We start from the raw sequence: 22984 nt of genomic DNA, 5'->3' as shown, positions 1-22984 counted from the left end.
AACCGCCCTTTCCGGCCTGCCGGTTCGCCGTTCGTCGATGTGCTGTTAACCCTTTGTTGCGCACCAGTTGGCCCGCGAATCGAAATGCCTTCCTAGCGTCTTCGACGTGCCATCACGTACACCTTCTCAGCCGCGGGTCGCGGTGCTCGCCGACTCGGACACCCGGTGGAAATGGGGCGCCCTCACGGCGCACCGTCTCCAGCCCGGCTGCCGGCTCGACGGCTTTCTGCTCCGCGGCCGCGCCACGCCCACGGTCCGCCAGCTCGACGAGGTCGGCGCCCGGGCGGACGCGCTGCGCGAGATCCGCGGGGTCGACTTCGTGCGGTCCATCGACCGTACTGGTTATGACGTCGTCCTGCTGTCCTGCGTGGGCGGCGCGGTGCAGGCGATGCTGCACGGCCTGGCCCACGCCTGGGAGGGCAGCGCCCGCCGCCCCGTCGTCGTCACCGGCTACGTCGGCGTGGTCTACGAGAAGCTCGCCGACGGGCTGCTGCTGCGGCACGGCGCCGACGTGGTGCTCGCCAACTCCCGGCACGACGCGGACCGCTTCCGCGCGGTGTACCGGGGCGTGAACGCGGACGAGCGCAGCGTGGTCGAGTGCGCGCTGCCCTTCCTGGGCGGCGCCCGGCACGAAGGCGGCAGCGAGGTGCGCACCGTCGTCTTCGCCGTCCAGCCCTCCGTGCCGGACAACCGCAACGACCGCGCCTACCTGCTGCGCCGCGCCGCCGAGCACGCCCGCCGGCACCCCGGCCGCGAGGTGCTCATCAAGCTCCGCAGCAAGCCGGGCGAGCACACCACGCACATCGAGGAACTGCCGTACCAGAAGCTCGCGGCCCGCATCCCCGGCGGCCTGCCCGCCAACTGCCGCCTGGTGTACGGGAACATGGGCGAGGTCCTGGACCGCACCGACCTGATGGTCACGGTCTCCTCGACCGCCGCGCTGGAGTCCCTGCACCGCGGCGTCCCCACCGCCGTCCTCACGGACCTCGGCATCCGCGAGGCGCTGGGCAACCACCACTTCCTCGGCTCCGGCTGCCTGGCCTCCTGGGACGAGCTGGACGCCGGATACCTGCCCGAGCCGGACCCGGAGTGGGTCGCGGCCCAGGGTGTCTGTGCCGACGGCTCGTACGAGAACGCCTTCGACGCGGCCGGCGCCCGAGTCACCGAGCTGCTCGACGCGGACACGCTGCCGCCGCTCGCCCCGTACTACACGCCCCGTACGGCCCCCGGCTATCTGCCCGGGATCCTCGCCCGGCACGGCCTGGACGCGACGGGCGAGCCGCTGCCCGGCTACGCGACCGAGGCCGCGGAGCCGACGGGACTGCGCCGGGTGGCCCGCGACACCGTCCGTGAGGCGGCCCGCGGCGCCTACCGGCACGGCGTCCAGCGCGTCGCCCCCGCCATCCGCCGCTGGGGCCAGCTGTGAACTCCCCCTCTACCGGTCTCCGGAAGGAGCCTGAGATGCCGCAGACCGACCGGCCCACCGTGGTGGCCGTCATCCCCGCCAGAGGCGGATCGAAGGGCGTGCCCGCCAAGAATCTCGCCGCCGTCGGCGGCGTGCCGCTGGTGGCCCGCGCGGTGCGCGAGTGCCTGGCGTCCCGCCTGATCACCGATGTCGTGGTCTCCACCGACGACGACGCGATCGCCGCCACGGCGCGCGGCGCGGGCGCCGTGATCGTCCGCCGCCCCGGCGCCATCGCCGGCGACACCGCGACCAGCGAGGCCGCCGTCCTGCACGCCATGGACGCGTACGAGACCGAGCACGGCACCGCCGTCGACGCGGTCCTCCTCGTCCAGTGCACCAGCCCCTTCATCGCCCGCGAGGACATCGACGGCGTCGCGTCCGCGGTCGTCGAGCAGGGCGCCGACTCCGCGCTGACCGTCGCCCCCTTCCACGGCTTCGTGTGGCGGGACGCGGCGGACGACGCCTCCTCGGGCATCGGCGAGGGCCGCGAGGCGCGGACGGCGGACGGGCCGGACGCCCCGGTGGCCACCGTCGCCACCACGGAGGGCGGCTACGGCGTCAACCACGACAAGTCCTTCCGGCCGCGCCGCCAGGACCGTCCCCAGGACCTCCTGGAGACCGGCGCCGCGTACGCCATGGACGCGGCCGGCTTCCGCACCGCGGGCCACCGCTTCTTCGGCCGTACGGAGCTCGTGCGCACCGACCCGGCCCGCGTGCTGGAGGTCGACGACCCGCACGACCTGGCCCGCGCCCGCGCCCTCGCGCCCCTCCTGGACGCTCCCCGCCCCGGGGCGCTCCCCACGGTGGACGACGTGGACGCGGTCGTACTCGACTTCGACGGCACCCAGACCGACGACCGGGTGCTGATCGACTCCGACGGACGGGAATTCGTCTCCGTGCACCGCGGCGACGGCCTGGGCATCGCGGCCCTGCGCAAGTCGGAGCGGCTGAAGCTGCTCGTCCTGTCCACGGAACAGAACCCGGTCGTCGCCGCGCGGGCCCGGAAGCTGCAGATCCCGGTCCTGCACGGCATCGACCGCAAGGACCTCGCGCTGAAGCAGTGGTGCGAGGACCAGGGCATCGCGCCCGAGCGCGTGCTCTACGTCGGCAACGACGTCAACGACCTCCCGTGCTTCGGCCTCGTCGGCTGGCCCGTGGCGGTCGCGAGCGCACACGACGTCGTACGCGGCGCTGCCCGCGCCGTCACCTCGACTCCCGGGGGCAGCGGGGCGATCCGCGAGATCGCCTCCTGGCTCCTCGGCCCGTCTCTCTGAGACTCATCGCCTCCCCGGAGGCAACCGTCGTCCCTGTCTCTCCGAGAGACACTCTCAACAACGAAGGAACTCTCCTCCATGACCAGCAACAACCGCGTTCGTACCATCGGTGACCGCCTCGTCGGCCCCGGCCACCCCGTCTACGTCACCGGTGAAATCGGCATCAACCACAACGGCGACCTGGAGAACGCGTTCGCGCTGATCGACGCCGCCGCGGACGCCGGCTGCGACGCCGTGAAGTTCCAGAAGCGCACCCCCGAGGTCTGCACCCCGCGCGACCAGTGGGAGATCGAGCGCGACACCCCCTGGGGCCGGATGACCTACATCGACTACCGCCACCGCGTGGAGTTCGACGAGGACGGTTACCGCGCCATCTCGGACTACTGCAAGAAGCGCAACATCCACTGGTTCGCCTCCCCGTGGGACGTCGAGTCCGTCGACTTCCTGGAGAAGTTCGAGGTCCCGGCCTACAAGGTGGCCTCCGCCTCGCTGACCGACGACGAGCTGCTGAAGGCCATGCGCGCCACCGGCCGTACGGTCATCCTCTCCACCGGCATGTCCACCCCGAAGCAGATCCGCCACGCGGTCGAGGTCCTGGGCAGCGACAACATCCTGCTCTGCCACGCCACCAGCACCTACCCGGCCAAGGCCGAGGAGCTGAACCTGCGGATGATCAACACCCTGCAGGACGAGTACCCGAACGTCCCGATCGGCTACTCCGGCCACGAGACCGGCCTGCAGACCACCCTCGCCGCCGTCGCCCTCGGCGCCACCTTCGTCGAGCGCCACATCACCCTCGACCGCGCCATGTGGGGCTCCGACCAGGCCGCCTCCGTCGAGCCGGGCGGCCTGTCCCGCCTGGTCCGCGACATCCGCACCATCGAGGAGTCCCTCGGTGACGGCGTCAAGAAGGTGTACGAGAGCGAGCTCGGCCCGATGAAGAAGCTCCGCCGCGTCGCGGGCGTCGTCGCCGAGACCGAGGCCGCCGAGGCCGACCGCGAGCCGGCTTCGGTCTGAGCAGAAAGCGCGACGACACCGTGAGCGCAGCAGAGGGGGCCCGGCGCCCCTGGAGGGCGTCCCGGCGGAACTCGGACGCCGCCGGGGCCACCCTCGCCTTCGTCGAGAGCCCCGTACAGCTGCTCAACGTCCTGGAATGGGCCCACACCGAGAGTGTGGTGCAGGACGGTGCGCTCACCGTCGTCGTGCTCTCCCCGCACGACCCGATGACCCGCGGCCAGCTGCGCCGGATGGCGGAGCTGGCCCGGGACGAGGGATGCACGGTCCGCTGGGAGGAGGCCCGCGGCGGCGCGGCCGCCCCCCTGCGGACCATCGGGGGCCTGGCCCCGCTGCTGCGCCGCGCGCGCCGCATCGTCATCGGCGACCCGTTCTCCCGGTACGTCCAGCTGCTGCTGACCATCGGGAAGGCGCGGGACCTCGTCGTGGTCGACGACGGCACCGCCACCATGGAGTTCATCTCCCAGCTGGCGCGCGGCGAGCGGCTGGTGCGCTGGCACCGCAGCGGCGGCAGCCGGGGCGCGCGCGACCTCGTTTTCGCGCCGTTCTCCGCCACCGCACGCCGCCGGCTCACCCCCGTACCCGACAGCGACCGCCGTTCCGTCGGCGTCTTCTCCTCGATGCCCGTCGAGCCCCCGCCGGGCGTGACGGTCACCGCCAACGACTTCTCCTGGACCCGGGCCCGCTTCGGCCCGCCCAGACTCACCCGCGGCACCGACATCGTCGGCACCTCCCTGGTGGAGACCGGCGTCGTCGACCCGGACCACTACCTCGCGGCCGTCCGCGCCCTGGCCCGTACGCACGGCGCCACCCGCTACTTCGCGCACCGCCGGGAGAGCGCCGACAAGCTGCACGCGCTGGCCGCGGCCACCGGCCTGGAGATCGTCCGGCCCGACCTGCCGCTCGAACTGATCGCCCGGCGCGGCCCGATCGGCCGCACGATCCTCAGCTTCCCGTCCACCGTGGTGCACACCCTGCCGCTCGCACTCGTCGGCACGGGCGTGAAGGTCGCGGTGTGCGACGTGGACCCGGCCTGGCTCACCACCAAGGCGTCCCCGCGCGCCCAGGGATTCCTCTCCGGCGTCACCGGCACCGCCCGTGACGTGCAGCGACTCACCTACGCGGCGACCGGCTGACGGTCGCCGGGCGGGGTGCCGCGGACAGGACCGGGGTTTGGGTTTCGCCGATACGTGAAACCCTTCGTCATACCCCCTCGATGACCTGTCCATGCGCCGGGCGGCCTAGATTGTCTTCCCCTAACGGGCTGAACTTTTGTTGATCGACGGACAGTTGCCCCGCTCGGCCCCGTAACCTTCAGCGGGTGAACCAACTGATGTCCCGCGGACCCGAAGCCGATGCCAGCCCCGTACCCGGTTCCCTGCCCGGAGCGCTCACCGAGGACTTGCGCGCCGAACTCATCGCCTTCCGGCGGGACTTGCACATGCACCCGGAGCTGGGGAACCAGGAGTTCCGGACCACCGCGGCGCTCCGGGCGCGGCTGGAGAAGGCCGGCCTCGCACCCCGCGTACTGGACACCGGTACGGGGCTGATCTGCGACATCGGCAGGGACCCCGGTACGACACCGGCCGCCGGGCGCCCCATGCTCGCGCTGCGGGCCGACATCGACGCGCTGCCCATCCCGGACACCAAGACCGTCGACTACCGCTCCACGGTGCCCGACCGCGCCCACGCCTGCGGCCACGACGTGCACACCACCGTCGTGCTCGGCGCCGGGCTGGTACTGGCCGACCTCGCGGCGCAGGGCCTGCTGCCAGGGCCCGTACGGCTGCTGTTCCAGCCCGCCGAGGAGGTGCTGCCCGGCGGCGCCACCGACGCGATCGACTGCGGCGTCCTGGAGGGCGTCGGCCGCATCCTCGCGGTGCACTGCGACCCGAAGGTCGAGGTGGGCCGGATCGGGCTGCGCACGGGCCCGATCACCTCCGCCTGCGACCGGCTGGAGGTCGCGCTGGAGGGCCCCGGCGGCCACACGGCCCGCCCGCATCTGACCACGGACCTGGTCACCGCCGCCGCGCGGGTCGCCGTCGACGTGCCGTCGCTGATCGCGCGCCGGGTCGACGCGCGGGCCGGGCTCGCCGTGACCTGGGGCCGCCTGGAGACCGGTCACGCGTGCAACGTCATCCCGCAGCGCGCCGAGCTGTCCGGCACGGTCCGCTGCCTGGACCTGGAGGCCTGGCGGCAGGCGCCGGACCTGGTCTACGCCGCGATCGACGAGATCGCCACGCTGCACCGCGCCAAGTCCCAGATCACGTACGTGCGCGGGGTCCCGCCGGTGGTCAACGAGCCGATGACCACCTCGCTCCTGCAGAACGCCATGGCGGCCCGCCGCGGCCCCGAGTCGGTGGAGGACACCGAGCAGTCCCTCGGCGGCGAGGACTTCTCCTGGTACCTGGAGAAGGTGCCGGGCGCGATGGCGCGGCTGGGTGTGAAGCCGGTCGGCGACCCGATCGGACGCGACCTGCACCAGGGCGACTTCGACGTGGACGAAGAGGCGATCCGGGTGGGCGTCGAGCTGTTCACGGCCGCCGCGTTGCTGGACCGGAACGTGCTGTAAACCCAGCCGTCGGCCGCGCTTCGCGACGATCCGATAACGGCTTCCAGACGCCCCTTTATCTGGCATCTACGCGCGTTACGATGCGGCGGAATCAGCGCCGTAGGAGGCGCTACGAGCCGAAGGGGACCCCTCGTGCGCCGGGTAACCAAGATCGCTGCCGCGGGTATAGCCTCCGCGGCCCTCGCTCTCTCGCTCACCGCATGCGGTGAATCGTCCACCGAGGCCGCCGGCAAGAACAAGGGCGTCGGCCTCGCCTTCGACGTCGGCGGCCGGGACGACCACTCGTTCAACGAGGCCGCCGCCCGCGGCACCGACAAGGCCGAGAAAGAGCTGGGCGTGAAGTCCAAGCTCATGACCGCCAAGAACGGCGAGACGGAGGCCGACCGCGAGCAGCGGCTCACCTCCCTCGCCGAGGCCGGCTTCAACCCCGTCATCGGCGTCGGCTTCAACTACGGCAACTCCATCAACAAGGTCGCCAAGAAGTTCCCCAAGACCACCTTCGCGGTGGTGGACTCCGGGTCCACCGCCAAGAACGTCTACGGCATCAACTTCTCCGAGAACGAGGGTTCCTACCTCGCCGGCGTGGCCGCGGCCCTGAAGACCAAGACCAAGAAGGTCGGCTTCATCGGCGGTGTGAACAACGCGCTGATCCAGAAGTTCCAGGCCGGCTTCGAGCAGGGCGTCAAGGACACCGACCCGAAGGTCAAGGTCACGTCCCAGTACCTCTACGCCAACGACGACAAGGGCTTCAACGACCCGGCGGCCGCCAAGGGCAAGGCCAAGGGCATGCTCGACGACGGCAAGGACGTCATCTACACCGCGGCGGGCCAGTCCGGCGCCGGCGCGATCGAGATGGTCGCCGGCAAGAAGGGCGCCTGGGCGATCGGCGTGGACTCCGACCAGTACGCGCAGCCGGGCCTGGCCAAGTACAAGGACCACATCCTGACCTCCGTCGTGAAGAACGTCGACGTGGCGGTCTACGACGTGATCAAGAGCGTGAAGGACGGCAAGCCGCTGACCGGCACCGTCCACCTCACGCTGAAGCAGGACGGCGTCAGCCTGGCCACCTCCGGCGGTCACATCGACGACCTCAAGGACGAGCTGGACGCGGCGAAGAAGCGGATCGTCGACGGCAAGGTCAAGGTCGCCGAGAACCCCGCCAAGTAAGAGCTCCACGAGCCTGTGTCCGAGGGCGGGGCCCTGCTCCGCCCCGCCCTCGCTCCTTCTCTCCGAGGAGAGTGCGCCATCACAGCGTCCAGCAGCACCACGGCAGAGCGCGCCCCCGCCGCGGCCCCTGCCGTCGAACTCCGCGGCATCACCAAGCGGTTCCCCGGCGTCGTCGCCAACCACGACATCGGCATCACCGTCCGGCGCGGCACCGTGCACGCCCTGGTCGGGGAGAACGGCGCGGGCAAGTCCACCCTGATGAAGATCCTCTACGGCATGCAGAAGCCGGACGAGGGCACCATCGCGATCGACGGCGAGCAGGTGAGCTTCGCGAGCCCCGCCGACGCCATCGCGCGCGGCATCGGCATGGTGCACCAGCACTTCATGCTCGCCGACAACCTCACCGTCCTGGAGAACATCGTCCTGGGCGCCGAGAAGCTGCACGGCATCGGCGCGGCGGCCCGCGCGGCCGTCATCGAGGTCTCCGACCGGTACGGGCTGAACGTACGCCCCGACGTGCTGGTCGAGGACCTCGGCGTCGCCGACCGGCAGCGCGTGGAGATCCTCAAGGTCCTCTACCGCGGCGCCCGTACGCTCATCCTCGACGAGCCGACGGCCGTACTGGTCCCGCAGGAGGTCGACGCGCTCTTCGACAACCTGCGCGAGCTCAAGGCCGAGGGCCTCACCGTCATCTTCATCTCCCACAAGCTGGGCGAAGTGCTCTCCGTCGCCGACGACATCACCGTCATCCGACGCGGCACCACCGTCGCCTCCGTGGCGCCGGCGGACACCACTCCCAAGCAGCTGGCCGAGCTGATGGTCGGCAGCGAACTGCCCTCCCCGGAGACCCGCGAGTCCACCGTCACCGACACCCCGATGCTGACGGTCGACGGGCTGCACCTGAGCGCCACCGACCCCGACGGCGTCGTACGCGCCGTCCTGGACGGCATCGGCTTCACCATCCACAAGGGCGAGGTCCTGGGCATCGCCGGCGTCGAGGGCAACGGCCAGGCCGAACTGGTCGAGGCCATCATGGGCATGCGCGACCCCGACGGCGGCACCATCACCCTGGACGGCGCCGACATCAGCCACGCGCCCACCCGCAAGCGGCGCGAGGACGGCATCGGTTACGTCCCCGAGGACCGGCACCGGCACGGCCTGCTGCTGGAGGCCCCGCTCTGGGAGAACCGCATCCTCGGCCATGTCACCGAGAAGCCCAACTCCAAGGGCAAGCTGCTGGACCTGAAGGCCGCCCGCACCGACACCGAGCGGATCGTCGCCGAGTACGACGTGCGCACCCCCGGCATCGAGGTCACCGCGGCCTCGCTCTCCGGCGGCAACCAGCAGAAGCTGATCGTCGGCCGCGAGATGAGCCACCACCCCAAGCTGCTGATCGCGGCGCACCCCACGCGCGGCGTGGACGTCGGCGCGCAGGCGCAGATCTGGGACCAGATCCGCGAGGCACGGCGCGAGGGCCTGGCCGTACTGCTGATCTCCGCGGACCTGGACGAGCTGATCGGCCTGTCCGACACCCTGCGGGTGATGTTCCGCGGCCGGCTGGTCGCGGACGCGGACCCCGCCACCATCACCCCCGAGGAGTTGGGCTCGGCCATGACCGGCGCCGCCAGCGGCCACCTGGAGCACGCCGAGGACGCGGAAGGGGGCGAGCGGGAGTGAAGAAGATCGACCGTACGAAGCTGACGCTGGGCATCGCGGCCCCGGTCCTCGCCATCGTCGCCGCCCTGGTCATCACCTCGGTGATCATCCTGGCCACCGGCAAGGACCCGCTGCACGCCTACGCCGTGATGGTGGACTTCGGCTCCAAGAGCGACAGCCAGGTCTGGATCATCAACAAGGCGGTGCCGTACTACCTCTCCGCGCTGGCCGTGGCCATCGGCTTCCGGATGAACCTCTTCAACATCGGCGTGGACGGCCAGTACCGCATCGCGGCCTTCTTCGCCGCGGTCGTCGGCGGCGCGCTCACCCTCCCCGGCTTCCTCCAGATCCCGATCATCATCATCGTGGCGATGCTGGTCGGCTCGGTCTGGGCGGGCATCGCGGGCGTACTGAAGACCACCCGCGGCGTCAGCGAGGTCATCACGACCATCATGCTGAACTCCATCGCCGCCGCCGTGATCGGCTACTTCCTCCAGGAAGGCCGGCTCGCGGTGAAGGACGGCAACCTCTTCCACACCCCGAACATCCCGGCCTCCAGCCACTTCTTCACCATCCCGACCCAGCCCGACCCGCTCGACGGCTTCCTCGTCGTCGCGGCCGTCGTCGGCGTCGCGTACTGGTTCGTGCTCGGCCGCACCCGCTTCGGCTTCGACCTCCGTACGGTCGGCCGGTCGGAGTCCGCCGCGCAGGCCGGCGGCGTCAGCGTCAAGCGCATGGTCATCACGTCCATGCTGCTGTCCGGCGCCGCCGCGGGCCTGATCGGCATGCCGACGCTGCTCGGCGTCTCGTACAACTACGGCACCGACTTCCCCGTCGGCATCGGCTTCACCGGCATCGCCATCGCGCTGCTCGGCCGCAACCACCCCCTCGGCATGGCCGCCGGCGCGCTGCTCTGGGGCTTCCTGGAACGCACCGGCACCCAGCTGGAGTTCGAGGACTACGAGCAGGAGATCGTCGGCGTGATGCAGGGCGTCATCGTGCTGTGCGTGGTCATCGCCTACGAAGTCGTACGCCGCTACGGCCTGCGGATCCAGCAGCGCAAGGTCGGCGAGGAACTCGCCGCGCAGGCCCGCAAGACCGACAAGGCGGAGGTGTCCGCGTGAGCCAGAACCTCACGGCCCCGGTCGCGAAGGACCCCGGCGGCAAGGGCGGCAAGCTCGCCGCCGCCCGCGCGAAGCTGACCTACCCCAAGGTCCTGCTGATCATCGCGGGCGCCCTCGTCCTGCTCTCGGTGTTGCGCACCGTCACGGGCGCGACCGACCTCACCGGCTCCGGCCAGTACACGGCCGCCCTCAACGCCGCCGTACCGATCGGCCTCGCGGGCCTCGGTGGCCTGTGGGCCGAGCGCTCCGGCGTCATCAACATCGGCCTCGAAGGCATGATGATGCTCGGCGCGTTCTCCGCCGGCTTCGTCGGCTGGGAGTACGGGCCCTGGGCGGCGGCGCTGGCCGGCGTCCTCGGTGGCGCGCTCGGCGGCCTGATCCACGCGATCGCCACCGTCACCTTCGGCGTCGACCACATCATCTCCGGCGTCGCCGTCAACATCATGGCGCTCGGCCTGACGCAGTTCCTGGCCAAGCTGTGGTTCGGCGCCGAGGGCAGCGCGGCTGCCCAGGCGGGCGGCAACGACAAGCAGTCCCCGCCGATGGACGACATGCCGACCTTCACCGTCCCCGGCCTTTCCGACTGGCTGCTGTCCATCGAGAAGCACCACTGGTTCCTGGTCTCCGACCTGGCCGGCATCCTCGGCTCGCTGGTCACGAATGTCTCCTGGCTCGCCGTACTGGCCGCGGCCGTCTTCGCGCTCAGCTTCTTCGTCCTGTGGCGCTCGTCCTTCGGACTGCGGCTGCGCTCCTGCGGCGAGAGCCCGGTCGCGGCCGAGTCGCTGGGCGTCAACGTGTACACGTACAAGTACGCGGCGGTGATCGTCTCCGGCGCGCTGGCCGGCCTCGGCGGCGCGTTCCTCGCCATCTACGTGCACATCTACCAGGACGGCCAGACCGGCGGGCGCGGCTACATCGGCCTCGCCACCATGATCTTCGGCAACTGGCGGCCCGGCGGCGTCGCCATGGGCGCGGGCCTCTTCGGCTTCATGGACGCCTTCCAGCTGCGCGGCGGCGGCACGACCGTGCACGCGCTGCTCCTCCTGCTCGCGGTGCTGCTGGTCGGCCTCGCGATCTGGAAGCTGCGCGGCGGCCACCGCATCCAGGGCATCGCCAGCATCGCCGTCGCGGCCCTGCTGGCGGTCTGGTACGCCACGACCGACACGGTCCCGCTGGAAATCGTCTCCGTGGCGCCGTACATCGCTACGCTGCTGGTCCTGTCGCTGGCCGCACAGCGGCTGCGGGCACCGAAAGCCATCGGCAAGGCGTACCGAAGGGGCCAGGGCAAGTGACGAACGAGGTCTGTGGAACCCGAGGGGGCCGGCGTACGTGACTCCCGACTGGGAGAAGCTGCGCGAACGGGCCCGGGACGCGATGTCCCGGGCCTACGCGCCCTACTCCGGCTATCCCGTCGGTGCGGCGGCCCTCGTGGCCGACGGCCGCACCGTCACCGGCTGCAACGTGGAGAACGCCTCCTACGGCCTCGGCCTGTGCGCCGAATGCGGCCTGGTCTCCGAGCTGTTCGCGACCGGCGGCGGCCGGCTCACCGCGTTCGCGTGCGTCGACCGGTACGGCAAGGTCCTCATCCCCTGCGGCCGCTGCCGCCAGCTCCTGTACGAACACGGCGGCCCGGACCTCCTCATCGACACCGAGTCCGGCATCCGCCCGCTCTCCGAACTCCTCCCGGACGCCTTCGGCCCTGAGCACCTGTCCCGCTGACCGTTTCCGCTGTGAAAGGACGCCGATGGACGCCATCTCCGTCATCCGCGCCAAGCGCGACCGCGCCGAGCTGACCGACGACCAGATCGACTGGGTCATCGACGCCTACACCCGCGGTGAGGTCGCCGACGAGCAGATGTCGTCCCTCGCCATGGCGATCCTCCTCAACGGCATGAACCGCAAGGAGATCGCCCGCTGGACGGCGGCGATGATCGAATCCGGCGAGCGGATGGACTTCTCCTCCCTGCCCCGCCCCACCGCCGACAAGCACTCCACCGGCGGCGTCGGCGACAAGATCACCCTCCCGCTGGCCCCCCTGGTCGCGGCCTGCGGCGCCGCCGTACCCCAGCTCTCCGGCCGCGGCCTCGGCCACACCGGCGGCACGCTGGACAAGCTGGAGGCGATCCCCGGCTGGCGCGCGTCGCTCACCAACCCCGAGATGCTGGACATCCTTGGGGATGTCGGCTCCGTCATCTGCGCGGCAGGCGCGGGCCTCGCCCCCGCCGACAAAAAGCTCTACGCCCTCCGCGACGTGACCGGCACGGTCGAGTCGATCCCCCTCATCGCCTCCTCCATCATGTCCAAGAAGATCGCCGAGGGCACCGGCTCCCTGGTCCTGGACGTCAAGGTCGGCTCCGGCGCCTTCATGAAAAACCTCACCGACGCCCGCGAACTCGCCGCCACGATGGTCGAACTCGGCACCGACCACGGCGTACGCACCCGCGCCCTCCTCACCAACATGTCCACGCCACTGGGCCTGACGGCCGGCAACGCCCTCGAAGTCCGCGAGTCGGTCGAGGTCCTGGCGGGCGGCGGCCCCTCCGACGTCATCGACCTCACCCTCGCCCTGGCCCGCGAAATGCTGGACGCGGCAGGTCTGGGCGATGCCGACCCCGCCAAGGCGCTCGCCGACGGCTCCGCGATGGACGTATGGCGCCGCATGATCCAGGCCCAGGGCGGCGACCCCGACGCGCCCCTCCCGGTAGCCCGCGAACAGCACGTTGTGAACGCCTCGGCCTCCGGCGTCCTCACCACCCTCGACGCCTACGCGGTAGGCCTCGCCGCCTGGCGCCTGGGCGCCGGCCGCGCCCGCAAGGAGGACCCGGTCCAGCCCGGCGCAGGCATAGAACTCCACGCCAAGCCGGGCGACGAGGTCCGGGCCGGCCAGCCCCTCCTCACCCTCCACACGGACACCCCGGAAAAGTTCCCGTCCGCCATCGAGGCCTTGGACGGCGGCGTACTGATCGCCCCCGAGGCGCCCCCCGCCACGCCGGCCTCCGTCGTGCTGGAACGTATCGCCTGACCTGCGGTTTCCTCGTACGGGTGAACGGGATCGGTGGACCGGTTCGGGTCCTGTTCGGCATGCTGGGATCGGTGACGCACCGAGTTAGGAGACCGCCATGAGTGCACTCCCCGTCGACCCTGCTCCGGGCCGGCGCTGGGACGAGCTTCTCCGCTTCTGGGAGGAGTCGGACTGGCCCGAGGGCAGCAAGGTGGAGATCATCGAGGGGATCATCGTTGTGTCACCACCGCCCGCTGCGCCGCACAACCGCATTGCCGAGACGCTCCATCGCTTGATGTACACAGTGCTGCCTGCGGATTGGGGGGCCTACGAGACTCTCGGGGTCGCACATCCCCCGTACGGGCGCCTCTACATCCCAGACCTTGTCGTGGTCCCTCATGCCGCCGTGGACGAGGTGGAAGGGGGCAACGCCGTACCGCTCACGGCTGCTGAACTGGTCGTCGAGGTCACCTCGCTGCCCAACGCGAGCTACGACCGGATCAACAAGGCGGCTGCTTATGCGCAGGCAGCAGTCCCGCTGTACCTCCTCATCGATCGCTTCGCCCCGCCCGGGCCGACCGTCACGCTCTTCGGGGATCCGCAGGGCAACGTCTATCGCGAGCTCCAGAAGGTGAAGTTCGGCGAGTCCGTCCGCCTTCCCGCCCCCTTCGACCTCACCATCGACACCAGCCTGTTCCCCTTCGGCGGTGACTGACCGCGGGTACCGAAGACGAAGGGGCCGTCCCGCCAGGACAGGTGGCGGGGCGGCCCCTTCGGGCTTGAGGTGGCGCTTGCGCGCCGTTACGCGGCCTTCTGCATGTGCAGTACGCGTCGCTCCGCGACTGCCTTGCGGGTCGCGTACAGGGTGACCGACGCCGCCGCGACCATGGCCAGGAGGCCGAGGGCGACCGTGGCGGGCCAGCCGCCGGCGTGGAAGGCGGCCGCGCCGAGCGCGCCGCCCACGCTGGAGCCGAGGTAGTACGCGCTCTGGTACAGCGCCGACGCCTGCGCGCGGGCCGTCTTGGCCGTGCGGCTGACCGCCGAGGACGCCACCGCGTGGCCCGCGAAGAAGCCCGCGGTGATCAGGACCAGGCCGAGGACGACCAGGACCAGGACGTCGGCGAGGGAGAGGAGGAGGCCCGTGGCCGTCGTGCCCACCGCCAGGTACAGCGCGCCGCGCCGGCCCAGGCGGCCGACCAGGCGGCCCGCCGCGGCCGAGGAGACCGTACCGACCAGGTACACCAGGAAGACCGAGCCCGCGATGCCCTGCGGCAGCGAGAACGGCTCGCCGACGAGGCGGTACCCGATCACCGTGTACACCGCGCCGAACACCGTCATGAAGAGCGCGCCGATGGCGTACAGACGGCACAGGAGCGGGTCGGAGAGGTGGCCGAGGATGGTCCGGCCGAGCGCCTTCGGGCCGACCGCCTTCGGTACGAAGTGCCGCGCCTTCGGCACCAGCATCCGGAAGACTACCGCGCACACCACGGCCAGCAGCCCGACCGCGGCCAGCGCCGCACGCCAGCCCCACGCCTGCGCCACCCAGCCGGTCACGATCCGGCCCGACATGCCACCGATGCTGTTGCCCGCGACGAACAGGCCCACCGCGGCAACCAGCGCCTTGGCCCGTACCTCTTCCGCCAGGAAGGCCATCGCCGAGGCCGGGACGCCGGCCAGCGCCACGCCCTGGAGGCCGCGCAGCGCGATCAGCGCCCCGAGGGAGGGCGCGAAGGGCACGAGCATCGCGATCACGGCGGCGACGCTCAACGAGACCGTCATCATCGTGCGCCGGCCGAACCGCTCGGAACAGGCGCTCAGCGGCAGCACCGCGAGCGCGAGTCCGAAGGTCGCCGCCGACACGGTCCAGCTGGCCTGGTCCGGCGTCACCCCGAGGTCGTCGGAGATGGCGGGCAGCAGCGCCTGCGTGGAGTACAGGAGGGCGAAGGTGGAGATGCCGGACGCGAAGAGGGCGAAGCTCATCCGGCGATAGCCGGGGCCCCCGGGCCGCAGCTTGCCGGCCTCGGGGTCGGCAGCGGTGGCGGCGGAATCGGCAGTGGTGGACGACTGGGCAGAGGCGTCCGCGCGGGTTTCGGCGGACGCCCTGGTATCAGCAGGAGGCATGGCTCGAACGTACGGCGATCAGTTTCATGCGTCCAATGCATAGAAACGCGATAATCGATTCCATGCGGCATGATCACAGCTCACAGCGGCCCCTGTTGCAGCTTCGCAACAGAAAAGACATCCCCGATTCGTCCTGGGCGCTCGCTCTCGCGCCACGCCTCGCCCAGTTCGAGGCCGTCGCGCGCCACGAACATGTGACGCGCGCCGCGTACGAACTGGGCATGCCACAGCCGACCCTCAGCCGCGCGATCGTCCGCCTGGAGGAGGAGCTGGGCGTCGCCCTCTTCGCCCGGCACGGCCGTACGCTCTCCCTCAGCCCGGCGGGCCGCGCCTTTCTCGGCTCCGTCGAGCGCGCCCTGACCGACATCGAACGGGCCGCGGAGTCCGTACGCGCCGACGCCGACCCGACCGCCGGCAAGGTCGCCTTCGGCTTCCTGCACACCCTCGGCTCCGAGACCGTACCGGGCCTGCTGCGCACCTTCCGCGTCGACCACCCCAAGGTCCGTTTCCAGCTCGTACAGACCTACGGCGAGGCGATGCTCGACCGGTTGCGGGCGGGTGATCTGGACCTGTGCCTGACCTCGCCGGTGCCGGACGCGCCCGAGCTGGTCGCCCGCCGCCTGGACGAACAGAAGCTGCGGCTCGTCGTCCCCGACGACCACCCCCTCGCCACCCGCAAGCGCATCCGCCTCGCGGAGGCGGCCGACGAGCTGTTCGTCACCCTCGAAGCGGGCTTCGGGCTGCGCCGCATCACCGACGCGCTGTGCGCCGAGGCCGGCTTCACCCCGAAGGTCGCCTTCGAGGGCGAGGAGGCCGAGACCCTGCGCGGCCTGGTCGCCGCGGGTCTGGGCGTAGCCCTGCTCCCACCCCCACCGGTCCCGCGCCCGGGCGTCGTCGAACTGACCGTCACGGCCCCACGCGCGGTCCGCGAAATCGGCGTGGCGTGGCTCGACGGCCACGTGGACACCCCGCCGGTAGCTGCCTTCAAGAAGTTCTTGCTCAGCCGACGGGGGCAGTTGCTGGATTGAGGGTGGGGCGGGGGAGGGGCGACGGGGGAGGGGCGGTGGGGGCGGCTCGCTTGTTTCCTGGCAGGGCCCCTCCCTCTCCCCGCGAGGGACAGCGCCCCGGGAGCCCGGTGACGAGGTCCCTCCCCCACCTCCGCCACACTGCTCCCGAAGTTACCGCGCACCACTGACAATCCGGCCCGAGCCGGCTCACCCCTGCAGTGTCGCCCCGAAGCCCGCGGCCAAGGGCATTCGGAGGCCCAGTGGTGGGGGTGCGGCCATGGCGTCCTGGACGGGGCGGGAGTAGGTGCGGTGGAAGAGGGAGCCGAGTACGAAGTCGGCGGCCAGGGAGCGGACTTCGGAGCGGTACTGGTGGAGGCCGTGGCCATCGGTGTGGACCTCGAAGCGGCAGGTGTCGCGGTTGATCTTCTTGGCGCGCTCGGCGTAGCGGTAGGACAGGTCGGGGTCGACGCGTTCGTCGTTGGTGCCGTGTACGAGCAGTACGCGGCGGCCGACGAGCTGTTTCACCGGGTCGGGCGGGGCAGCCGACGGGCCGGCCGGGAGCCAGGGGGCGATGCCCAGTACGGAGTTGACCGCCGGGTGGCCGGCGGCGAGCAGCGCGGCGCGGGCGCCCGTGCCCGTACCGACCAGGCAGAGCGGTACGTCACCGTAGCGGCGGACGATCTCGGCCACCGCCCACTCCGCGTCCCGCGCGGGGTGCGCCGCGTCCCCGTTCCAGCCGCGGCAGCGGAAGTGCAGGACGTGGGTGGTCAGCCCGTCCCTGCGGCCGGCCCGCGCCAGCCCCGTGGCCAGCGCGCGGGCCGTCAGTGTGGCCACCGGCGAGAGGCGCCCGGTGCCCGTCTCGCCGCCCTCGGGCAGTAAGAGGGCGACCGCGTTCACCGCGCCGCCCGCCGGTCCCGTGCCCGCTCCCAGTCGTTTCCCCAGCCGGGCCGTGCGCCCGGACAACGATTGCCCATCCATGAGCAGAACGATGGCAGACCGGGGGTCGGTGGCCCACCCCGTGTACGGGTCACTGTTCCGTATCGGTGCCGGGCACGGCCGTGCGCCGTACGGAGGCGGGCCGAGGGGCCACCAAGACGCGGCCGAATCGCTAGTGCGTTCTACGCGCGTAGGGGCTACAGTGCCGCAATGACGAGCCAGACCAGCAATCTCCCGACCGCAGAGCAGATCCGCCGCGCGCCGAAGGTGCTGCTCCACGACCACCTCGACGGCGGTCTGCGTCCCGCCACGATCGTCGAACTCGCCCGTGAGACGGGGTACGACGGCCTGCCCGAGACGGATTCCGAGAAGCTCGGCATCTGGTTCCGCGAGGCCGCGGACTCCGGCTCGCTGGAGCGCTATCTGGAGACCTTCGCGCACACCTGCGCCGTCATGCAGACCCGTGACGCGCTGGCCCGGGTGGCCGCCGAGTGCGCCGAGGACCTGGCCGCCGACGGCGTCGTCTACGCGGAGGTCCGGTACGCGCCCGAGCAGCACCTGGAGAAGGGGCTCAGCCTCGAAGAGGTCGTCGAGGCGGTGAATGAGGGCTTCCGGGAGGGCGAGCGGCGGGCGCGGGCCAACGGCCACCGCATCCGCGTCGGGGCCCTGCTCACCGCGATGCGGCACGCCGCGCGCGCCCTGGAGATCGCCGAACTGGCCAATCGCTACCGCGACCTGGGCGTGGTCGGCTTCGACATCGCGGGCGCCGAGGCCGGCTACCCGCCCACCCGCCACCTGGACGCGTTCGAGTACCTCAAGCGCGAGAACAACCACTTCACGATCCACGCGGGCGAGGCGTTCGGGCTGCCGTCCATCTGGCAGGCGCTGCAGTGGTGCGGCGCCGACCGGCTCGGGCACGGCGTGCGGATCATCGATGACATCCAGGTCGACGACGACGGCGGCGTGAAGCTGGGCCGGCTGGCGTCGTACGTACGCGACAAGCGCATCCCGCTGGAGATGTGCCCGACCTCCAACCTCCAGACGGGCGCGGCCAGTTCGTACGCCGAGCACCCGATCGGGCTGCTGCGCCGGCTGCAGTTCCGGCTGACGGTCAATACGGACAACCGCTTGATGAGCGGCACGAGCATGTCGCGCGAATTCGAGCACCTGGTCAAGACGTTCCACTACACGTTCGACGACATGCAGTGGTTCACCGTCAATGGGATGAAGAGCTCGTTCCTTCCTTTTGATGAACGTCTGGCCATGATCAACGACGTGATCAAGCCCGGTTACGCCGAACTGAAGTCGGAATGGCTCTTCCCGAAGGGCCTCGCGGGGTCCGCGTGAGCTGGGCGTCCTGACGCTGAGTGAGGTGCTGGGGCGGGGAGTTCGGGATGCCCGTCGAGGCGCCGAACCGGGCATGTGGGATGTTTGCGGCTTGGGCGATCATGTCTTTAGCGTCAAGTGCCGGACAAAACCCCGTCACGAGGACAAAAGTTGATGAAGCAGGGAACCGTCAAGATCATCGGTGCCGCGGCCCTCGGAGCGGCCTTCGCCGCCACCGCGGCCGGCACCGCCTCCGCCGCTTCCGTGGCCGAGCCGGTCACCGGTGCCGCCAACGGCCCGCTGCAGAGCCTCACGGGCCAGGCCGCGCCGTCCTCCGGCGACGGCAGCACCAAGAGCACCACGAACGCCAAGGGCAACCTCCTCGGCGGACTGCCGGCCGGCGGCGTCACCAAGGGGCTGGGCGGCGGCCTCCCCCTCGGCGGCTGAGGCACCGCCACGCACCGCGCCCCGGTCCGTACGCATCCGTACGGACCGGGGCGCGGCTCTGCCCGGGTACTGCGGCGCGCGGCCGGCCGTAGCGGCGGGCCGGCGCGCGGATCACCAGGCTTCGCTGTACTTCTTCTCCGTCGGGAGGAAGATCCACAGCGCGAGGTAGACGAGGAACTGCGGGCCGGGCAGCAGACACGACAGCACGAAGATCACGCGCATCGTGGTGGGGGTCGTGCCGAAGCGCCGGGCCAGACCCGCGCAGACTCCGGCGATCATCCTGTTGTTGCGGGGGCGGACCAGTGCGGCGGCCATGGGGCTCGACTCCTTGCTCGGTTTCCGGGTCCGCTTCCGGTGCGACCCGATATCTCCACGCTAGGTCCGCGAGCCCGACAGGGCGTCGGCCTGCGGAGCGAGACCGACCCTGGCGATCCTCGGGGTCGGCCCCGCCCCCGCGTACTCCCGACGGCGGAGCCGGGCCCTGACCACAGGGACGACCAACAGGTGCGCCAACGCCACCCCCAGCGTGTTCAGCAGCACCACGTCCACGTCCGGCACCCGCCCCGGCACCGTGCTCTGCAGCACCGCCACGGCGAACGCGATCATCGCGCCCGTGAAGACGGTACGGGTGAAGGAGCCCAGCGCCGAGGCGGTCAGCCGGCCGCCCGCGAGCGGCAGCAGCACGCCCAGCGGCGCCATCAGCAGCACCGCGCCGCCCAGCTGGTGCACGGCCTCCCAGGGCCCCAGCGCCAGCGCGGCGCGGATCGTCTCCAGGGGCCGGAGATTGGCGGCGGGTACCCAGGGCACCGCGCGTGGACGCAGCATCACCGAGTAGACGATCGACAGGTGCGCCAGAAGGAGGACGAAGCCCGCGGCGCGCATACGGAAACCGGCCATCCCGCCGGGGCCATGACGCTGCACACCCGCCCAGACGCCGTGACCGGCGGCGGCGGTTCCGTGCGGGAGGTCACACCGGGCTGCCCCAGTCGGTGTGCTGGGTGATGTCCGGGTGGCGGAGGACGGCGTCGGAGCAGTCGTAGTGGCGCGGCGTCGCGTCGTCCGGGCCGCCGAGTACCGCGGCCCGCTTCCCGTCCACCGGCAGCCGCGTCCCGTACGTGCACACCAGCTGTGCGAGCGCGAACGACGGCAGGTCCTCGGGGCGGATGTTCAGCCGCAGGGCATCGTCCGGGTCGTCCGCACGCGGCCCGGAGACCGCCAGATCGTCCGGTACCGCCGTGTCGAAGCCCGCGTCCTCCTCGCCGGGCGCGGGCCGCTGCCGCAGCTCGTCCAGGAGCGTACGGGCCACCTCCGGCCGGTCCTCGGACGTACCGCCCTTGGGCAGCGACACGGTCCGCTCCACGGGGACCAGCGCCGAGCTGCACACCAGGTAGATCCGGACCGGGTCGCCGACCGGCACCTCGGGCACCCCGGCCGGCTCCTCGGCCCGGCAGCTCACCCGCGAGGGCGCGCCGCCCGCGTCCACCGGCACCGTCGTGCCGCGGATGCCGCAGCCGGCGGCCGTGAGGGCGAGCGCCAGGAGCGCGGCGGCCCGCCGGACCGGTCGCCCGGTGGCCCGCCTCATCGCTCACCCTCCGCAGCCGTACCGCCGTCGTCGTCCGGCTGCTTCCGCTCGGCGGACGCTCCGGAGCCGGAGCCGGATTTCCCGTCCCCATCCGCCGTCAGCCGCGACGCGTCCCGAGGAAGCCGCAGTGTGAAGACCGCCCCGCCCTCCTCGGAGTTGGCGGCCGTGATCTCGCCGCCGTGGATGTGTGCGTTCTCCATGGCGATGGAGAGGCCCAGGCCCGAGCCCTCCGAGCGCGGCCGGGAGGCGCTGGCCTTGTAGAACCGGTCGAAGACGTGCGGCAGGACTTCCTCGGGGATGCCGGGCCCGTGGTCCCGTACCCGTACGAGCAGCCAGTCCCCGTCCGCGCGGGACTCGGTACGGACGGCCACCCGTACCGGCGACCCGCCGTGCTTGAGCGCGTTGCCGATCAGATTCGCCAGGATCACGTCCAGGCGGCGCGGGTCCAGCCGCGCCATGGTGCCGCGCTCGGCGTCCAGCTCCACCGCGTCCAGCCAGGCCCGCGCGTCGATGCACGCGGTCACCTGGTCGGCGACGTCGACGTCGTCCAGGACCAGCCGCGCCGTCCCCGCGTCGAAGCGGGTGACCTCCATCAAGTTCTCCACCAGGTCGTTCAGCCGCCGGGTCTCGCTGACCACGAGCTGCACCGCGGGCGCGATCATCGGGTCCAGCGCGTCGGCCTCGTCCTCCAGGACCTCCGTCACGGCCGTGATCGCGGTCAGCGGCGTCCGCAGCTCGTGCGACATGTCCGCGACGAACCGCCGCGAGGAGGCCTCCCGGGCGCTCAGCTCCTCCACCCGCTGCTGCAGCCGCTCGGCGGTCCGGTTGAACGTACGGGAGAGATCGGCCAGCTCGTCGGTGCCGGTCACCCGCAGCCGGGTGTCCAGCTTGCCCTCGCCCAGCTCCCGCGCGGCCGTCCCGAGCCGCTGCACGGGCCGCAGCACGGTCGTCGCGGCGGCCTGCGCCAGCAGCGCCGAGCCGACCAGCGCGAGCAGCGTCGCCACCCCCAGTGACCAGGCGAGCGAGTTGAGGTCCTGGCGCTCCGTGGCCAGCGACTTCAGCATGTAACCGGTCGGGCCGCCGCCGTTCAGCTTCGCCCCGGCCACGAAGTACGGGTTGTCGTCGATCTCCTGCCGCTGCCAGTACAGGTGGTACGCCGACTTGTTCGACGCGTCCACCGGCCGGCGCTGCTCCACGGCCTTCTGCAGCGACTTCGGCACGGTCGTGAGGTTGAGCAGTTCCTTGTCGGTGGTGGCGGTGCAGGGCTTGCCCGTGCCGTCCTCCGCGATCAGCAGTACCGCGTAGTTCTGCGGCCCCGCGGCCATCTGGCGCGCGGCGTCCCGCAGTTCCTCGCAGGCCGGGTGGAGCGGCAGCGACCGCGTGCGCTCCGCGAGCTGGGTGCGGAAGTCCTTCAGCGCGGCGTTCTGCGTGCGGTCCAGCACGGTGTTGCGGTTGAGCCAGTACGCGATGCCGGACGCCGAGACCGCGGCGGTCAGCGCCACCAGCGCGAAGACCACGACCAGCCGCAGCCGCAGGCTCGTCCAGCGCAGCAGGCCCGAGGCGACACCGCGCAGCCGGCCCGGGGCCGGTTCGCTCACTGCGGGGTGTCCAGCCGGTAACCGACCCCGCGGACCGTGCGGATCAGCGTCGGCGAGGACGGTACGTCCTCCACCTTGGCGCGCAGCCGCTGCACGCACGCGTCCACCAGGCGCGAGTCGCCGAGGTAGTCGTGCTCCCACACCAGGCGGAGCAGCTGCTGTCTGGACAGCGCCTGCCCGGGCCGGCGGCTCAGCTCCAGCAGCAACCGCAGCTCGGTCGGCGTCAGTTGCAGGTCCTCGCCGTTCTTGGTGACGGTCATCGCCGAACGGTCGATGACCAGCGACCCGAACGTCGCCGAGTCGCTCGACTCGCGTTCGCCGCGGCGCAGCACCGCCCGGATGCGGGCGTCCAGCACCCGCCCCTGCACCGGCTTGACGACATAGTCGTCGGCGCCGGACTCCAGTCCGACGACCACATCGATGTCGTCGTTGCGTGCGGTCAGCAGGATGATGGGCAGTTGGTCCGTACGGCGGATCCGCCGGCACACCTCGAAACCGTCGATCCCCGGCAGCATCACGTCCAGGACGATCAGGTCGGGGCGCTGCTCGCGCAGCAGTTTCAGGCCGTCCTCGCCCGTCGCCGCGGTCACCACACGGTGACCCTGGCGCGACAGCGAGAGTTCGAGGGCCGTGCGGATGGCGTCGTCGTCCTCGATCAGCAACAGGAAAGGCACGTGCGCCATTCTGGCGCATG

The 22984-nt window shown here is 71.5% G+C and carries 22 protein-coding genes; 15 read left to right on the top strand and 7 right to left on the bottom strand.

Annotated elements, in window-relative coordinates; genetic code table 11:
* The first annotated feature begins 142 nt into the window (after window positions 1-142).
* The 12 genes from AB0I82_RS29315 to AB0I82_RS29260 all read left to right on the top strand — a co-directional run bounded on the left by AB0I82_RS29315 (window position 143) and on the right by AB0I82_RS29260 (window position 13988).
* A complete protein-coding gene (locus AB0I82_RS29315) occupies window positions 143-1426 on the top strand; it encodes a DUF6716 putative glycosyltransferase (protein WP_363260703.1) in 1284 nt (427 codons plus the stop codon).
* 35 nt (window positions 1427-1461) lie between these two features.
* Window positions 1462-2739 carry an acylneuraminate cytidylyltransferase gene (locus AB0I82_RS29310; RefSeq protein ID WP_363260411.1) on the top strand — a complete coding sequence of 426 codons (1278 nt, stop codon included), beginning with the start codon at window positions 1462-1464 and terminating at the stop codon, window positions 2737-2739.
* Between the two features lie 78 nt (window positions 2740-2817).
* A complete protein-coding gene (locus AB0I82_RS29305; protein ID WP_363260410.1) occupies window positions 2818-3756 on the top strand; it encodes an N-acetylneuraminate synthase family protein in 939 nt (312 codons plus the stop codon).
* Between the two features lie 20 nt (window positions 3757-3776).
* On the top strand, window positions 3777-4889 hold the full coding sequence (locus AB0I82_RS29300) for a hypothetical protein (RefSeq protein WP_363260408.1): 1113 nt from the start codon (window positions 3777-3779) through the stop codon (window positions 4887-4889).
* A 197-nt stretch (window positions 4890-5086) separates the two neighbouring features.
* Window positions 5087-6325 (top strand): amidohydrolase, encoded by a 1239-nt coding sequence (locus AB0I82_RS29295; protein WP_363260702.1) that lies wholly within the window; start codon window positions 5087-5089, stop codon window positions 6323-6325.
* Between the two features lie 132 nt (window positions 6326-6457).
* Window positions 6458-7492, top strand: coding sequence for a BMP family ABC transporter substrate-binding protein (locus AB0I82_RS29290; protein WP_363260407.1), 1035 nt, complete (start codon window positions 6458-6460; stop codon window positions 7490-7492).
* 78 nt (window positions 7493-7570) lie between these two features.
* Window positions 7571-9169 (top strand): ABC transporter ATP-binding protein, encoded by a 1599-nt coding sequence (locus AB0I82_RS29285; RefSeq protein ID WP_363260700.1) that lies wholly within the window; start codon window positions 7571-7573, stop codon window positions 9167-9169.
* Complete coding sequence (locus AB0I82_RS29280; RefSeq protein ID WP_363260406.1) at window positions 9166-10272, top strand: ABC transporter permease; 1107 nt, start codon at window positions 9166-9168, stop codon at window positions 10270-10272. Before AB0I82_RS29285 ends, AB0I82_RS29280 begins: the two co-directional genes overlap by 4 nt.
* A complete protein-coding gene (locus AB0I82_RS29275) occupies window positions 10269-11564 on the top strand; it encodes an ABC transporter permease (RefSeq protein ID WP_363260405.1) in 1296 nt (431 codons plus the stop codon). The genes AB0I82_RS29280 and AB0I82_RS29275 overlap by 4 nt, the downstream gene beginning before the upstream one ends.
* An 82-nt stretch (window positions 11565-11646) precedes the next feature.
* A complete protein-coding gene (locus AB0I82_RS29270) occupies window positions 11647-11991 on the top strand; it encodes a cytidine deaminase (protein ID WP_363260699.1) in 345 nt (114 codons plus the stop codon).
* Window positions 11992-12016: 25 nt separating this feature from the next.
* A complete protein-coding gene (locus AB0I82_RS29265; protein ID WP_363260404.1) occupies window positions 12017-13294 on the top strand; it encodes a thymidine phosphorylase in 1278 nt (425 codons plus the stop codon).
* Window positions 13295-13391: 97 nt separating this feature from the next.
* Window positions 13392-13988 carry a Uma2 family endonuclease gene (locus AB0I82_RS29260; RefSeq protein WP_363260403.1) on the top strand — a complete coding sequence of 199 codons (597 nt, stop codon included), beginning with the start codon at window positions 13392-13394 and terminating at the stop codon, window positions 13986-13988.
* 86 nt (window positions 13989-14074) lie between these two features.
* Here AB0I82_RS29260 and AB0I82_RS29255 read toward each other — a convergent pair whose 3' ends face one another.
* Complete coding sequence (locus AB0I82_RS29255) at window positions 14075-15394, bottom strand: MFS transporter (RefSeq protein WP_363260402.1); 1320 nt, start codon at window positions 15392-15394, stop codon at window positions 14075-14077.
* A 62-nt stretch (window positions 15395-15456) separates the two neighbouring features.
* On the opposite strand from AB0I82_RS29255, the gene AB0I82_RS29250 reads away from it, so the two are divergent.
* Window positions 15457-16422 (top strand): LysR family transcriptional regulator, encoded by a 966-nt coding sequence (locus AB0I82_RS29250; protein ID WP_037959097.1) that lies wholly within the window; start codon window positions 15457-15459, stop codon window positions 16420-16422.
* A 186-nt stretch (window positions 16423-16608) separates the two neighbouring features.
* Here AB0I82_RS29250 and AB0I82_RS29245 read toward each other — a convergent pair whose 3' ends face one another.
* Entirely contained in the window at window positions 16609-17379 is a 771-nt protein-coding gene (locus AB0I82_RS29245; RefSeq protein ID WP_363260401.1) for an alpha/beta hydrolase, read from the bottom strand.
* A gap of 168 nt (window positions 17380-17547) precedes the next feature.
* On the opposite strand from AB0I82_RS29245, the gene AB0I82_RS29240 reads away from it, so the two are divergent.
* On the top strand, window positions 17548-18684 hold the full coding sequence (locus tag AB0I82_RS29240; RefSeq protein ID WP_363260400.1) for an adenosine deaminase: 1137 nt from the start codon (window positions 17548-17550) through the stop codon (window positions 18682-18684).
* Window positions 18685-18837: 153 nt separating this feature from the next.
* Window positions 18838-19110, top strand: a complete 273-nt coding sequence (locus AB0I82_RS29235; RefSeq protein WP_363260399.1) for a hypothetical protein — start codon at window positions 18838-18840, stop codon at window positions 19108-19110.
* A gap of 111 nt (window positions 19111-19221) precedes the next feature.
* Here the strand turns inward: AB0I82_RS29235 and AB0I82_RS29230 are convergent, their stop codons facing one another.
* The 5 genes from AB0I82_RS29230 to afsQ1 form a co-directional block, all read right to left on the bottom strand.
* The gene (locus AB0I82_RS29230; protein ID WP_030254046.1) at window positions 19222-19425 is read right to left on the bottom strand and encodes a PspC domain-containing protein; all 204 of its coding nucleotides are present in this window, start codon (window positions 19423-19425) and stop codon (window positions 19222-19224) included.
* A 60-nt stretch (window positions 19426-19485) separates the two neighbouring features.
* Entirely contained in the window at window positions 19486-19992 is a 507-nt protein-coding gene (locus tag AB0I82_RS29225) for a VanZ family protein (RefSeq protein WP_363260698.1), read from the bottom strand.
* A gap of 85 nt (window positions 19993-20077) precedes the next feature.
* Window positions 20078-20692, bottom strand: a complete 615-nt coding sequence (locus AB0I82_RS29220; protein ID WP_363260398.1) for a hypothetical protein — start codon at window positions 20690-20692, stop codon at window positions 20078-20080.
* The gene (locus AB0I82_RS29215) at window positions 20689-22290 is read right to left on the bottom strand and encodes a HAMP domain-containing sensor histidine kinase (RefSeq protein ID WP_363260397.1); all 1602 of its coding nucleotides are present in this window, start codon (window positions 22288-22290) and stop codon (window positions 20689-20691) included. The genes AB0I82_RS29220 and AB0I82_RS29215 overlap by 4 nt, the downstream gene beginning before the upstream one ends.
* Complete coding sequence (gene afsQ1 / locus AB0I82_RS29210; protein ID WP_131124765.1) at window positions 22287-22964, bottom strand: two-component system response regulator AfsQ1; 678 nt, start codon at window positions 22962-22964, stop codon at window positions 22287-22289. The genes AB0I82_RS29215 and afsQ1 overlap by 4 nt, the downstream gene beginning before the upstream one ends.
* Window positions 22965-22984: the final 20 nt, after the last annotated feature.

This window comes from Streptomyces sp. NPDC050315, from assembly GCF_040655775.1.
GTDB lineage: Bacteria > Actinomycetota > Actinomycetes > Streptomycetales > Streptomycetaceae > Streptomyces.
Note: the sequence above shows the minus strand (reverse complement) of the source record. Positions and strands in the feature narration are given on the sequence as shown.